The organism is Fusobacterium ulcerans, assembly GCF_003019675.1.
Taxonomy (GTDB): Bacteria; Fusobacteriota; Fusobacteriia; order Fusobacteriales; family Fusobacteriaceae; genus Fusobacterium_A; species Fusobacterium_A ulcerans.
The window spans coordinates 594207-608102 of sequence record NZ_CP028105.1 but is presented as its reverse complement, the minus strand read 5'-3'; the positions used below and the strand labels follow the sequence as shown (position 1 = coordinate 608102).

The window sequence follows — 13896 nt, the reverse complement described above, 5'->3', positions numbered from 1 at the left end:
AAAGGAGAGCTAATGACGAAAATAATATTAATAAGCGGGAAGGAAAAGAAAATAATAAATTTCTATCCCAATGTTTTTAAAGATGAGATAAAAACTATAATAGGAGAGGCAAAAACTGGAGATATAGTAGATGTATGTTCATCTGATATGACCTTTGTAGGAAGAGGATACGTAACAGATTCTACATCAGCTTTTGTAAGAGTACTTACTACAAAAGATGAAAAAATAGATAAAAATTTTATTCTTGAAAAAATCAGAAAAGCTTATAAAAAAAGAGAACATCTTTTTACTGAAACTAATTGTATAAGAGCTTTCTTCTCAGAAGGAGATGGAATCCCAGGTTTAATTATAGATAAATTTGATAAGTATGTATCTGTACAGTTTAGAAATTCTGGAGTAGAAACTTTTAGACAGGATATAATAAACAGCATCAAAAAAGTAATGAAGCCAAGGGGTATATATGAAAGAAGTGATGTTGAAAATAGAACTCTTGAAGGAGTAGAGCAAAAAACAGGAATTGTTTTTGGAGAGATACCAGAAAGAGTTATAATGGAAGACAATGGTCTTAAATATAGTATAGATATAATAGATGGACAAAAAACTGGATTTTTTCTAGATCAGAGAGATTCAAGAAAATTTATAAGAAAATATCTTACAAAGGATACAAAATTTTTAGATGTATTTTCAAGCAGTGGAGGATTTTCAATGGCTGCTTTGAAAGAAAACTGTAAAAAAGTAACAGCTATAGACAAAGAACCTCATGCATTGGAACTGTGCAGAGAAAACTATGCTTTAAATGAATTTACAGGAGATTTTGTTACTATGGAAGGAGATGCTTTTCTTCTGCTGAAAACTCTAGTAGGAAGAGGAGAAAAATTTGATGTAGTTACATTGGACCCGCCATCTTTAATAAAAAGAAAAGCAGATATTCACAGAGGAAGAGATTTTTTCTTTGATCTTTGTGATGATAGTTTTAAACTTTTAAATGATGGGGGAATACTTGGAGTAATAACTTGTGCATATCATATAACTCTTCAAGATTTGATAGAAGTAACAAGAATGGCAGCATCTAAAAATGGAAAACTTCTTCAAGTAATAGGAATAAATTATCAGCCAGAGGATCACCCATGGATACTTCATGTGCCAGAAACTTTGTATTTAAAAGCTTTATGGGTAAAAATAGTAGATAACTAAAAAAGAAAGGTGATAGGGGATGTATTTAGATATAATAATAGGAATCATAATAGTTTTTTCTCTTCTTTATGGATTAAGAAATGGATTGTTTGTTGAATTTTTGGCTATCTTTGGACTGGTAGTAAATTTTATTATTGCTAAAAAATATACTCCAGCTGTAATAGAGTTTTTAGGACTGTCAAAAGATAAAGATCGTTATTTTGTGACGTATATAATAACTTTCTGGGCAGTGTATATTTTACTTGGAATAGTGATACATCTAGTGAGAAATATACTTAAAAATCAGAGCAAAGGAATTGCAACAAGGGTATTAGGAGGAGTAATTGGAATAGCAAAAGGAGTACTTCTTTCTGTTCTTATTCTTTTAATTTATAATTATTCAACAGACATGTATACAAGTCTAAAGAAATATTCTAAAGGAAGTTATACAAATGAAATTTTTCTAGAAGTGGTTCCAAATATAGAAAAATATGTACCTGAAGTTTTTCAAGATAAAATAAAGGAATTGAAAAATTTGGAATTAATTAATAGATATGTCAATAAACTTTTTTAGGAGAAATTTATGAAAATAATAGAAAAATATATTTTAGAAGAGGTGAAAATGCCAATATTATTTGGTATCTCGCTCTTTACATTTATTTTCCTGATAGATATCATAGTGGCTATGATGGAAAATATAATAGTAAAAGGGATATCAATAATTGATATAATGAGGATATTGTCGTTTTATCTTCCTCCTATTTTATCACAGACTATTCCTATGGGAATATTTTTAGGGGTAATGCTGACATTTTCAAAATTTACAAGAACCAGTGAAGCAACAGCTATGAGTTCAATAGGTATGGACCTTAGAGGGATTGTAAAACCTATATTTATATTAGCTTGTGCTACTACACTTTTTATATTTTTTCTTCAAGAAAGTATAATTCCAAGATCTTTTAGTAAACTACAATATATAACTACTAAGATAGCTTATGAAAATCCTGTATTTCAGTTAAAAGAGAAAACTTTTATAGATGAAGTTGAGGAATATAATCTCTATATAGACAGAATAGAAGGAAAAGACAGAGTTGCTCAGGGAGTGCTTATATTTCAGAAAAATGAAGATGTAGAATTTCCTACTGTGTTGGTTGGAAAGGAAGCCTACTGGAAAGATTCTTCAATGGTGATAACAGATTCTAAATTTTACGATTTTGATAAAGATGGAAAAGAAAAATTGAGAGGAGAATTTGATGATAAAAAAGTTCCTCTTGATGCTTACTTTGATGGAATAGATATAAAAGTAAAAGATATTGAAGCTATGAGTATAAGTATGCTTCTTAAAGAAATGAAAGATCTGCCTCAAAATGAAAAAATACCATATAAAGTAGAAATAAATAGAAAACTGGCTCTTCCATTATCCACAATAATGCTTTCTCTATTGGGAGTATTTATTTCCATAGGACATCACAGAAGTGGAAAAGGAGCTAACTTTGCTTTGAGCCTTGTAGTAATATTTTCATATATAACATTCCTGAATATAGGAATGGTTATGGCTAACAGAGGTAAAATTCCTCCATTTGTAGGAGTATGGACACCAAATATAATTTTATTTTTAGTGACTTTCTATTTCTATAAGAAAAAATCTAGGGGGATATAAATGAAAATAAAAATAATAGATAAATACATAAGTAAAAATTTTATAAAATCATTTTTCCTTAGTTTGATCGCTTTTGTAGGAATATTTTTAGTAAGTCAGTTATTTAAGGTTATAAGATATGTAAGTGACGGAAGATTTTCAGCAAATGAATCTATAACTTATATTCTTACAATGATACCAAAGATATTAATAGATGTGGCCCCTCTGGCAGTGCTTTTGGGATCATTAATGACAGTGAGTTCTATGGCTTCAAACCTAGAAATAATATCATTGAAAACAGCTGGAATAAGCTTTAAAAGAATAGTGCTGTTTCCTATTTGTATTTCAGCAGTGATAGCTGTAATGGTGTTCTATATAAATGACAGTCTTTATCCATATTCAGTAAGAAAAAATAGAGAGATAAAAGATGGAGAAAGAGCAAAAAGAGAGATGCCAGTAGAAAAGAAAAATGCTTTTCTGAGAGGTGAAAATTCTAATTATGTTTATCTCATGGGAAAAATAAACAGAGAAACTGGTTTTGGTGAAAATATAGAGATAGTTGATTTAAATGAAGAATTTAATAAAGTTGAAAGAATAATAACTGCAAAAGAAGGAAGATATAATTTTAGTAAAAAAGTATGGGTATTGAAAGATGCCAATATTTATGATGGTGAAAAACTTGAAAAGCCAAAAGAAGTTAAGATTTTTACAGAAAATAAATATGATGATGAACCAGAAAAATTTATAACTAAAAGTGTAGAGCCTAAAACCCTTACAATAAAAGAATTAAAAAAATCTGTAAGAGAAATAAAAAGTATAGGTGGAGATACAAGAGAGCTTCTTGTTGAGATAGGAAATAGATATTCTTTTCCATTTTCAAGTTTCATAATTTCTTTCTTAGGTTTATCTCTTGGAAGCAGATATGTAAGAGGAGCTTCAGCAATAAGTATGGCACTGTCTGTAGCTTTAGGTTATGGGTATTATATAGTACAGGCTTCTTTTGAAGCTTTAAGTATAAATGGATTTTTAAATCCATTTATAAGCGGATGGATTCCTAACATAATTTTTCTAGGAATTGGAATATATTTTATGTATAGAGCAGAATATTAAGAGTGGAGTGAGTAAATGAATATAGAAATAAGAAAATTAGACAACGGTATACCTGTTTTAATGGAAAATATAGACAGTGTAAGTACTGTAAGTCTAGGGATATTTGTTAATACTGGGTCAAGGAACGAATATCCAGATGAAAGCGGAGTTTCTCATTTTATAGAACATATGATGTTCAAAGGGACAAAAACTAGAAGTGCAAAAGAAATATCTGAGTTGATAGATAATGAAGGTGGATTAATAAATGCCTATACAAGCAGAGATATGACTGCTTACTATATTCAGATGCTTTCAAGTAAAATTGATACTGGTATAGATGTATTGTCAGATATGTTTTTAAATTCTACTTTTACACAGGAAAATTTAGATAAAGAGAGAAATGTAATAATAGAAGAGATAAGAATGTATGATGATATTCCAGAAGAGATAGTACATGATGAAAATGTAAAATATGCAATAACTGGAGTTCAGTCAAATATAGTATTGGGAACTATAGAGAGCCTTAATAATATTACTAGAGAAAAATTTCTAAAATATTTTGATGAACAGTATGTGGCATCAAATATAGTAGTATCTGTTGCAGGAAAAATAGATTTTGATCATGTAGTAGCAGAATTGAATAAAAGTTTGGGAAAATTCAGAGACAGTAATTTCAAAAGAGAGATGGATGCCTCTTTTACAATAAATCATGGAGAAAATAGAATAAAGAGGGAAACTAATCAAGTACATCTTTGTTTTAATACAAGAGGAAACAGCCAGATAGAAGATATGAAATATCCAGGAGCTATAATTTCAAGTGTACTGGCAGGAAATATGAGTTCAAGATTGTTTCAAAAGATAAGAGAAGAAAGAGGATTAGCTTATTCAGTTTACAGCTATGGAACAGCATTTATAGAGGGAGGACTTTTCACTATATATGCAGGGACTACTAAAGAAAGTTATCAGGAAGTTATAGATATAATCAAAGATGAATTTGAAGATATAAAGAAAAATGGAATAACTCCATATGAGCTTCAAAAATCTAAAAATCAATTTTTAAGTATGCTTACTTTCAGCCTTGAAAACAGTAAAGGAAAAATGACAAGAATGGCAAGTACTTATATGCTCTATGGAAGAGTAACTGAAATTGATGAGATAATATCAAAAATAGAAAATATAACATTAGAAGATATAAAAAAGACAGCAGAATATTTATTCCAAGAGGAATTCTATTCTTGCACGATACTTGGAGATATATAAAGGAGATTAATAATGGAAAAAGTTATAGTTAAAGTAGTAAGAGAAGAAAATGTATCACTTCCTAAATATGAAACGTCAGGATCAGCAGGAATGGATGTAAGAGCAAATATAGAGGAACCAATAGTAATGGGTTCACTAGAGAGAGTATTAGTTCCAACAGGACTTAAAATAGCTATACCAGAAGGATATGAGGTACAGGTAAGACCTAGAAGCGGACTTGCAATCAAACATGGAATAACTCTTTTGAATACTCCTGGAACTATCGACAGCGATTACAGAGGGGAATTAAAAGTAATAATGGTAAATCTTAGTAAAGATGAATATGTAATAAATCCTCAAGAGAGAATAGGACAGCTTGTTTTAAATAAAGTTGCACAAATGGAATTTGTAGAAGTGGATTCTTTAGATGAAACTGAAAGAGGAGCAGGGGGATTTGGTCATACAGGAAAGTAAGGAGTAGCAGTATATGGGAAAAAGCAGAGATACAGCTTTGATTTTAAAAAAGATAAAAAAAATGAACAATCTTCTTCTGCTTAATGCAGTGATTATCGTTGTGATAAGTGTACTGACAATCTACAGTGCTACTATACATAAAACTACTCTTTTTTATAAAAGAGAAGCTTTTTGGGGGATCATAGGTATATTTGTATATCTATTTTTCTCTTTTATAGATTATAGAAAATATGCAAAATATTATAAATTAATCTACATACTTAATATTTTAATTCTGCTTTCAGTATATGTAGTTGGAGTAAAGAGACTTGGAGCTCAAAGATGGATAGATCTTGGTCCTATAAGTATACAGCCTTCTGAAATTGGAAAGATACTGGTTATCTTGACTTTTTCAGAATTTCTTGTTTCAAAATATAGAGATAGGTTTATTGGATTAAAAAGTGTTTTGATATCATTTCTTCATATTCTTCCAGTATTTTTATTGATATTAAAACAGCCTGATTTGGGAACAGCTCTGATACTTATGATGACTTATTTTGTCCTTATATTTATACATGGAATAGACTGGAAATCAATAATAATAATGGTTATCACAGGAATAGTTTCTGTGCCAACAGCCTTTTTCTTCTTTTTAAAAGATTATCAAAAACAAAGGGTGCTTACATTTCTAAATCCTGAAGCAGATCTTTTAGGAAGTGGTTGGAATGTTACACAGTCTATGATAGCTATAGGTTCAGGAGGTCTTTATGGAAAAGGATTTCTGAACAGTACTCAAAGTAAATTGAGATTCCTTCCAGAAGCACATACAGACTTTATAGGTTCAGTATTTCTGGAGGAGAGAGGATTTATTGGAGGAATTGTTTTATTAGGACTGTATCTTATTCTGATTTTACAGATAGTCTATATAGCAGATACTACAGAAGATAAATATGGAAGACTGGTTTGTTATGGAATAGCATCTATATTTTTGTTCCATCTGATAATAAATGTTGGAATGATAATGGGAATAATGCCAGTAACTGGAAAACCTCTTCTTTTAATGAGCTATGGAGGAACATCTCTTTTGATAAGTTTTATGATGCTTGGAATAGTTCAAAGTGTAAAAATGTATAGAGATTAGGAGTAATATGGAATATATAGTAGATAAAGAGTTTGAAGATGTAAGGCTGGATAAATTTCTTAGAAAGAAATATGAAGATATACCTTTAACTGAAATTTTTAAAGGAATAAGAACTGGGAAGATAAAAGTTAATGGTAAGAAAAGCAAAGAAAATTATAGGCTTCAGCTCAATGATGAGATAAAAGTTTTCTTCAAAGGCGGAGAAACAAAAGAAGAAAAATTACTAGAAGTTGAAGATAAAGAAATTGAAAAAATAAAAAAATCTATTGTTTATGAAAATGAAAATGTTCTTATTTTCAATAAAAAAAATAATATGGTCATGCATAAAGGAAGCGGTTATGATTTTGGAATATCAGAGCTATTAAAAGGATATTTGAAAAATCCTAATTTTAATTTTGTAAATAGAATTGATAAGGCAACTTCTGGATTGATTATAGGAGCTAAATCTTTGGTGACAGCTAGAGAACTTGCTGAAGAGATAAGAAACAGGAATATAGACAAGAGGTATTATATACTTGTAGAAGGAAAAGTAAAGGATAAAGAGTTTACTATAAAAAGTTATTTGAAAAAAATAGAAGATAAAGTAATAGAAGTGGAAAAATTTGAAGAGGGAGCAAAGGAAAGCCTAAGTTTTTTTAAAGTGAAAAAATATGGAAAGGACTGTACTCTTCTTGAAGGAACTCTTGGAAGTGGAAGAACACACCAGCTAAGAGTTCAATTAGCTAATATGGGAAATGCAATAATAGGTGACACTAAATATGGAAAAGGAAAAGAGAAAATAATGTATCTGTTTTCTCACTACTTAAAAATAAATAAATACGGAATAGAGATAGACCTCCCTATTCCAGATGAGTATATTAAAAGACTTGGTAGTAATTAAATTTTAACATAGGAGGAAAGAAAATGTCACAAAACAATGGTATTTTAGAAGGAATGTTTAAAATATCTGAAAGAGGAAGCACAATAAGACAAGAAGTCATTGGAGGAGTAACAACATTTTTGGCAATGTCTTATATTATCTTTGTAAATCCATCTATACTTGGGGATGCAGGGATGGATGTTGGAGCTTTGATAACAGTAACTTGTCTGGCGTCAGCAGTAGCAACTTTATTATCTGGAGTTTGGGCAAATGCTCCATTTGCATTGGCTCCTGGAATGGGATTAAACGCATTTTTTACTTATACTCTTGTATTAGGTAAAGGAGTGCCTTGGGAAACAGCACTTGGTATTGTATTTATTTCTGGATTCTTTTTCCTTTTACTTTCAATAGGTGGAATAAGAGAAAGAATTGCAAATGCTATACCTCTTCCACTTAAAATAGCAGTAGGTGGAGGAATTGGAATGTTCATTACTTTGATAGGACTTAAAAATCTTGGATTAGTAGTAGCAAGTCCAGCAACTTTAGTAGCACTAGGACCAATAACAGTTCCTGTAATAATAGGAATAGTTGGACTTGTTGTAGCTATGGTATTGGAAATAGAACAAGTAAAAGGTGGAATTCTTATCGGAATAATGGTTTCTACTATTCTAGCTTTTATAACTGGAAATGTAGAAGTTCCTAAACAAATAATATCTCTTCCTCCAAGTATTGCTCCAATAGCTATGAAGTTAGATATATTATCAGCTTTAAAACTTTCTTTGATAGGACCAATATTCTCATTTATGTTTGTTGATTTATTTGACACATTGGGAACTCTTATTTCTTGTTCTAAACAAATAGGAATGGTAGATGAGAAAGGACATATTAAAGGTCTTGGAAGAATGCTTTACACAGATGTAAGTGCTACAATATTTGGATCTATGCTTGGAACAAGTACAGTAACTACTTTCGTTGAATCAGCAGCAGGAATAGCTGTTGGTGCAAGAACTGGTCTAGCTTCTGTGGTTACAGCTCTGATGTTTATAGGGGCATTATTCTTTTCACCAATAGTAGGAGTAGTTCCTGCATATGCAACTGCACCAGCTCTTATCATAGTTGGAGGATATATGTTTAAAAATGTTAAAGATTTAGATTTTACAGATATGAAATCTTTATTTTCAGCATTTATTATTATTGTAATGATGCCTTTAACATATAGTATCAGTATAGGATTGAGTTTAGGATTTCTTACTTATATAATTCTTCACTTAGTAACTGGTGATTTCAAAAAAATAAATATTACTTTAATGTTCATAGGAGTACTTTGCTTAGTCAATCTTATGATCTAAAATAAATAATACTAAATTAAATGAGGCTAACTTGTAAGTAAAATTAATTTTTGGCAGTTTTTAATTAATAACTGTTAAGAATTGCTCTACTTTTTGGTTGGCCTCATTTTTATTTATATAATATTATCTATTTACGTATAAACCGTACCAGTGTTCAAAACTAATAAAATTAATTTTGCTTATACTTATATTTACTTTATAAATACTTAAAATATAAAAATAGAACAAAAAGAGTTGAAAAATAACTTGAAATAATTGTTGATAAGTGGTATAAGATATTAAATAGTTAATACACTTAATCATTAAACATAAAATATATTGGGGTGATGAATTTGGACATTATAAAATTAATTATCATATTTACAGGGATAGTATTTTTCATAAAATTAAAAAAACCTCTGTATATATCTATATTAGTTGGAGCAGTAATAAGTGTTATCCTCTATAGAATTCCTATAATAACTTCTTTTCAGCTTGCATTTAAATCTTGTACCAGCAAAGATACAATATCTTTGGTCCTTGCCTTTTATACGATAACATATGTGCAGAGAATGATGGAGAAAAGAGGACATCTTTTATTAGCAGAAAAATCTTTGGATAATATATTCAACAGCAGAAGAATAAATGCAATGATAGCACCATTTGTTATAGGGCTGCTTCCATCTGCTGGAGCTGTACTTATAGCAGCACCGATAGTTCAAAATGCTAGTGGGGATTATTTAACAAGAGAGGAACAAACTTTTGTAACAAGTTATTACAGACATATATCAGAGGCCTTTCTTCCAACATATTCCTCAATACTTCTAGCTCTTGATTTATCAGGAGTAGATATGACGAAATTTGTTGTTGGAATGCTTCCTATGGTAGCAATATTATTTATTCTAGGATATGTATTTTATGTTAGAAAGATACCTAAATCTAATGGAATCAGCCAATCAAAAGATAAAAAAGATGACATAATAAATCTTATAATAAGTTTATGGCCAATAGCAGTAACTATAACTATAATATTGACATTAAAAATACCTGTATACATGGCAGTTATACCAGTGATAATAGTATCAGCGATCTTAAATAAATTTTCAGTTGATGAACTTATTCCTATGGTAAAAACAGCATTTGAAACAAAATTGATAGTAAGTACAGTAATGATAATGATATTTAAAGAACTTCTTACTTTTACAGGAGTAATAGGAAGATTACCTGAATATTTTGAAAAACTTCCAATACATCCAGCAATAATATTTTCTTTGATATTTGTGATAGGAACTCTAGTAGCAGGATCACAGGCAATAATAGCTCTGGCTTTGCCACTTGCTTTTGCAACTATACCTGATGGAGGACTTGCATTGATGATACTTCTCATGTGTATGACTTATATAGCAATGCAGGTATCTCCAACTCATATATGTCTTGCGATAGTGACGGAAGCATTTGATGTATCTTTTATAGAATTAGTTAAGAAAACTTTTCCTATATTGATTATATTTACAGCAATAACAGCAGTATACAGTTATCTGCTTTTCATGTTGACATAAATATTTTACAAAAGTTTTTATAGAGAACAAATATCTTATATTTAGAAAAAAGGAGGAATAAAAATGAGTTATGACTTTACAACACTTGTATCTAGAAAAAATACTGGGGCATCAAAGTGGGAACAAATGTACAGCTGGAATCCAAATGTGGCAGATGATGTAGTACCTTTATCAGTGGCAGATATGGAATTTAAACCAGCTCCTGAAATTGTGGAAGGATTAAAAAAACATTTAGACACTGCTATATTGGGATATACAAAAGCTTATCCAGATTTTCTTGATTCAGTAATATCATGGATGGGCAGAAAACATAAGTACAAGGTGGAAAAAGAATGGATATTAAATACTCCTGGAGTAGTTAATGCTTTCTATGCAGCAGTTAATGCTTTTACAGAGCCAGGAGAAGGAGTAATAATATTCAAACCAGTGTATTATCCATTTTCTATGGCAATAGAAAAAAATGAGAGAAATATTATAAATTGTCCTTTAATAGAAAATGACGGATATTATACTATAGATTTTGAGAAGTTTGATGAGATTTCAAAAGATCCTAAGAATAAACTTCTTATTTTCTGTAGTCCTCATAATCCAGTAGGAAGAGTATGGACAAAGGAAGAATTAGAAAAAGTAGCTGAAATATCAGTTAAAAATGATTTAGTAGTAGTATCTGATGAAATCTGGGCAGATCTTATTATGCCAGGATATGAGCATTATATGATGGGAAGATTAGGTGGAGAGATAGAGGAAAGACTTATTACATGTACAGCTCCTTCAAAAACATTTAATCTTGCTGGATTGGCAACATCTAGTATTATTATAAAGAACAAGGAAATAAGAGAAAAATATTCAGAAATGCTTCAGATTATGAGAAGTTCATCTGTAAATATACTAGGTTTTAAAGCATGTGAAATAGCATATAACCAAGGAGAAAAATGGCTTGAAGAATTAATTACAGTATTAGATATTAATCAAAAGGTAGTAAAAGAATTCTTTGAGAAGAAATTCCCTAAAATCAAGGCCAGATTAATAGAGGGAACATATCTTCAATGGTTGGATTTTAAAGCATTAGAAATTAGTGATGAAGAATTAGAAAGATTTATGCATATGGATGCTCAGTTCTTTACTGATGAAGGATATATTTTTGGAGAAGAGGGAAGCGGTTATGAAAGAATAAATCTGGCAGCTCCTACTTGGGTAATAGAAGCTGAATTGGAAAGACTTGGAAAAGCATTAGAAAAAATCTATAAGTAAATATGTGGGAAATTATATTATAGATCAATTAGAATCATAGTTAAAAATAAAAATATTTAGGGGTAAAAAATTCATATTTTCAAGGGTTAGAAAGATATGAAACAACAGGAGGGAAGAGAAAAAGGCAGCTTATTAAAATATTTCTCCATAAATTATTTGGAGGTATAAAAATGAGCAATCTGACTTCAACAAAAGAACTAAAAAGAACACTTGGCTTTTGGGATTTGATGGGAGCATCTGTGGGGCAGATAATAGGAGCTGGAATAATGTCTCTGACTGGGGTGGCAATAGGAATGACTGGAAGATCAGCACCTCTGGCATTTGTATTATCAGCAGTGATGGTACTTATTTCATGGTATCCTTTAACTCTTATCAATACTACTGCAAGATTTAGAGGTGGGCAGTATTCAATAATCGGTTCACTTCTTGGGGAAAAATATACTGGGGCATATATAATAATATTTATTTTAACAAATATATCATTATCAATGTATTGTCTTTCATTTGCAGATTATGCATTGCCATTTTTGCCATTTGTACCAAGAAAACTTTTGGCTATTGGAATTTTGATAATATTATATGGATTAAATTTTTTAGGAATAGATAAGTTTGCAAAATTCCAGAATGTTATAGTAGTTTCTTTAGTGGTTGCACTTACTACGTTTACAGTTTATGGATTTGGAAAAATAGATCCTAACTATATGGATCCAGCAAGCTTTATGACTGGAGGATGGTTAGGACTGCTTAGAGCTACTGCTCAATTGACTTTTGCAACAGGAGGGGCACAGGTAATAGCTAACTTATCTGGAGAGGCTAAAAATCCGACTAGGGACATTCCTAGAGTTATGGTAACATCAACTCTGGCAGTTGCAGTTCTCTATGGATTTATGGCAACAGTTGCAGCAGGAGTATTTCCAGTAGCACATGTAGCTAATGAACCTCTTACTCATGTGGCTAAAGAGATACTTCCAAAACAGTTATATGTATTCTTTATTATAGGTGGAGCATGGGCAGCCCTTATTTCAACACTAAATTCACAGCTTGCTTCTGCAACAAAACCATTGATGCAGGCAGCAAATGATGGATGGCTTCCAGCAAAACTTGCAACACTGCATAGAAATTATAAGACACCAATGTATCTGTTGACAATATTCTTCTTTGTAGGATTATTACCAATAGTTTTCAATCTTAATATAAGTATAATATCAAAAATAGTAACAACTGTACAAAGTGTTACAAATTCTATGATAGCTTTATGTTTATTAAATGTAGCAAAAAAACTTCCTAAACAATGGGAAAATTCACCACTGCATATAAAAGAAGGAGCAGCAAAAGCTTTGGTAACAGCAGCTGTAATGATATTTATAGTACAGGCGATACTTCTTGGAACAAGCTTATCATTACCGTTACTAATAGGAAATGGATGTGTTATAATTTTTGCTTTCACATATGCAAATGTAAGATATAACAGTGGAAAAATAAAATGTGACATAAGTTATGAAGTTGAAGATACAAAAGAAGAGGAGGAAAAAGTAGAATAAAAAGATAAAATAATTTGATATGGGAGTGATGCCATGATAGTAAGAAAAAATGAATTTCTTGAGAATTTTGTATATAATACAGCATATGAAATAGGAAAGGACTATTTTAAAAGCAAAGGAAGTAAAATAGGAGTGTTAGCATTTTTAAGATATTACGGCTGTACAATATGTCAGCTGGATATTATGGAATTTAATAAATTATATGAGAAATTTGAAGAAATGGGAGCAGATATTAAAATAGTACTGCAATCAACCCCAGATGTAATAAAAGAAGCTGATAAAAAAGCAAAACTGAAATTTGAAATAATATGTGATCCTAAACAGGAATTATATGAAAAATTTGAAATAAAAGCAGCAGAATCTTTAGAGGGATTAAAAGCGGGAAATATAGCTGAAAAAGTAGCAGATGCTAAAAGTATGGGGCTTTCTCATGGAGAATATGAAGGAAATGAGCTTCAGCTTCCAGCAATGTTCATTGTAGATGGAAATAATAAGGTGATATATTCTCATTATGCAAAAGATGGAGCAGATATTCCCCGAGCCAAAGAAGTGTTAGATATGGTATATAATCATATTTGTACAAAATAGAATTGAATCATTTTTGAGTCATAATATCCTAAAAAA

Annotated in this window: 13 protein-coding genes; all 13 read left to right on the top strand. The window is 30.4% G+C overall.

Annotated elements, in window-relative coordinates:
• The first annotated feature begins 12 nt into the window (after positions 1-12).
• Positions 13-1194: a class I SAM-dependent rRNA methyltransferase gene (locus C4N20_RS02840; protein WP_005981072.1), complete on the top strand. Its 1182-nt coding sequence runs from the start codon at positions 13-15 to the stop codon at positions 1192-1194.
• A 19-nt stretch (positions 1195-1213) separates the two neighbouring features.
• Positions 1214-1747, top strand: a complete 534-nt coding sequence (locus C4N20_RS02835; protein ID WP_005981074.1) for a CvpA family protein — start codon at positions 1214-1216, stop codon at positions 1745-1747.
• 9 nt (positions 1748-1756) lie between these two features.
• A complete protein-coding gene (locus tag C4N20_RS02830) occupies positions 1757-2833 on the top strand; it encodes an LptF/LptG family permease (RefSeq protein WP_005981075.1) in 1077 nt (358 codons plus the stop codon).
• The gene (locus C4N20_RS02825) at positions 2834-3922 is read left to right on the top strand and encodes an LptF/LptG family permease (RefSeq protein WP_005981077.1); all 1089 of its coding nucleotides are present in this window, start codon (positions 2834-2836) and stop codon (positions 3920-3922) included.
• 15 nt (positions 3923-3937) lie between these two features.
• Positions 3938-5161, top strand: coding sequence for a M16 family metallopeptidase (locus tag C4N20_RS02820; protein ID WP_005981079.1), 1224 nt, complete (start codon positions 3938-3940; stop codon positions 5159-5161).
• A 12-nt stretch (positions 5162-5173) separates the two neighbouring features.
• Positions 5174-5614 carry a dUTP diphosphatase gene (gene dut, locus C4N20_RS02815; protein WP_005981081.1) on the top strand — a complete coding sequence of 147 codons (441 nt, stop codon included), beginning with the start codon at positions 5174-5176 and terminating at the stop codon, positions 5612-5614.
• Between the two features lie 13 nt (positions 5615-5627).
• Positions 5628-6734 carry a rod shape-determining protein RodA gene (gene rodA, locus C4N20_RS02810; RefSeq protein WP_005981083.1) on the top strand — a complete coding sequence of 369 codons (1107 nt, stop codon included), beginning with the start codon at positions 5628-5630 and terminating at the stop codon, positions 6732-6734.
• Positions 6735-6741: 7 nt separating this feature from the next.
• Entirely contained in the window at positions 6742-7614 is an 873-nt protein-coding gene (locus C4N20_RS02805) for an RluA family pseudouridine synthase (protein WP_005981085.1), read from the top strand.
• 23 nt (positions 7615-7637) lie between these two features.
• On the top strand, positions 7638-8942 hold the full coding sequence (locus tag C4N20_RS02800) for an NCS2 family permease (protein ID WP_005981087.1): 1305 nt from the start codon (positions 7638-7640) through the stop codon (positions 8940-8942).
• Positions 8943-9268: 326 nt separating this feature from the next.
• Complete coding sequence (locus C4N20_RS02795; protein WP_005981090.1) at positions 9269-10480, top strand: DUF401 family protein; 1212 nt, start codon at positions 9269-9271, stop codon at positions 10478-10480.
• 63 nt (positions 10481-10543) lie between these two features.
• A complete protein-coding gene (locus C4N20_RS02790) occupies positions 10544-11731 on the top strand; it encodes a MalY/PatB family protein (protein ID WP_005981092.1) in 1188 nt (395 codons plus the stop codon).
• Positions 11732-11901: 170 nt separating this feature from the next.
• Positions 11902-13272, top strand: coding sequence for an APC family permease (locus C4N20_RS02785; protein ID WP_005981094.1), 1371 nt, complete (start codon positions 11902-11904; stop codon positions 13270-13272).
• Positions 13273-13305: 33 nt separating this feature from the next.
• Positions 13306-13860, top strand: coding sequence for a peroxiredoxin-like family protein (locus tag C4N20_RS02780; protein ID WP_005981097.1), 555 nt, complete (start codon positions 13306-13308; stop codon positions 13858-13860).
• The last annotated feature ends 36 nt before the right edge of the window (positions 13861-13896 follow it).

Bases quoted from the DNA above. Each gene is read 5' to 3' on its own strand.
- C4N20_RS02840 (WP_005981072.1), top strand. From the start codon at position 13: ATGACGAAAATAATATTAATAAGCGGGAAGGAAAAGAAAATAATAAAT.
- C4N20_RS02835 (WP_005981074.1), top strand. From the start codon at position 1,214: ATGTATTTAGATATAATAATAGGAATCATAATAGTTTTTTCTCTTCTT.
- C4N20_RS02830 (WP_005981075.1), top strand. From the start codon at position 1,757: ATGAAAATAATAGAAAAATATATTTTAGAAGAGGTGAAAATGCCAATA.
- C4N20_RS02825 (WP_005981077.1), top strand. From the start codon at position 2,834: ATGAAAATAAAAATAATAGATAAATACATAAGTAAAAATTTTATAAAA.
- C4N20_RS02820 (WP_005981079.1), top strand. From the start codon at position 3,938: ATGAATATAGAAATAAGAAAATTAGACAACGGTATACCTGTTTTAATG.
- dut (WP_005981081.1), top strand. From the start codon at position 5,174: ATGGAAAAAGTTATAGTTAAAGTAGTAAGAGAAGAAAATGTATCACTT.
- rodA (WP_005981083.1), top strand. From the start codon at position 5,628: ATGGGAAAAAGCAGAGATACAGCTTTGATTTTAAAAAAGATAAAAAAA.
- C4N20_RS02805 (WP_005981085.1), top strand. From the start codon at position 6,742: ATGGAATATATAGTAGATAAAGAGTTTGAAGATGTAAGGCTGGATAAA.
- C4N20_RS02800 (WP_005981087.1), top strand. From the start codon at position 7,638: ATGTCACAAAACAATGGTATTTTAGAAGGAATGTTTAAAATATCTGAA.
- C4N20_RS02795 (WP_005981090.1), top strand. From the start codon at position 9,269: ATGAATTTGGACATTATAAAATTAATTATCATATTTACAGGGATAGTA.
- C4N20_RS02790 (WP_005981092.1), top strand. From the start codon at position 10,544: ATGAGTTATGACTTTACAACACTTGTATCTAGAAAAAATACTGGGGCA.
- C4N20_RS02785 (WP_005981094.1), top strand. From the start codon at position 11,902: ATGAGCAATCTGACTTCAACAAAAGAACTAAAAAGAACACTTGGCTTT.
- C4N20_RS02780 (WP_005981097.1), top strand. From the start codon at position 13,306: ATGATAGTAAGAAAAAATGAATTTCTTGAGAATTTTGTATATAATACA.